Origin of the sequence: Chryseobacterium sp. SIMBA_029 (genome assembly GCF_046535275.1) — a bacterium.
Lineage (GTDB): Bacteria > Bacteroidota > Bacteroidia > Flavobacteriales > Weeksellaceae > Chryseobacterium.
This window is the reverse complement of the sequence record NZ_JAWRXA010000273.1, coordinates 1-275: the sequence shown is the minus strand read 5'-3', so window position 1 is coordinate 275 and position 275 is coordinate 1. Positions and strand designations below refer to the sequence as shown.

Genomic DNA, 275 nt, shown 5'->3' with positions numbered 1-275 from the left:
AAAACAACTGCTAAGAAAGAAAATAGGACTAATGAAGACAGTATTATAAAACCCCTACAAGTGGAAGAAAGTATAGATACAACAGCTATCCCTTTTTCAAAAACGCTGAAAGGAAATGGATATGTTTATACGCTTGAGGGAATAAAAAGATCAAATGAGACTATTGATTTTAAATCCATAGGAATATTTGATAAAGAAATTCTCCATCAAAAAATTATTGTAGATACCATTTCGGTTTTAAATGAAGGAGAGCCCTTTTTTGGTGTTAATCAGGA

At 30.9% G+C, this 275-nt stretch carries 1 protein-coding gene; it reads left to right on the top strand.

Annotated elements, in window-relative coordinates:
- Positions 1-275, top strand: a 275-nt coding sequence (locus tag SB679_RS24095; RefSeq protein WP_410704765.1) for a hypothetical protein, incomplete at both ends; no start/stop codon positions are given.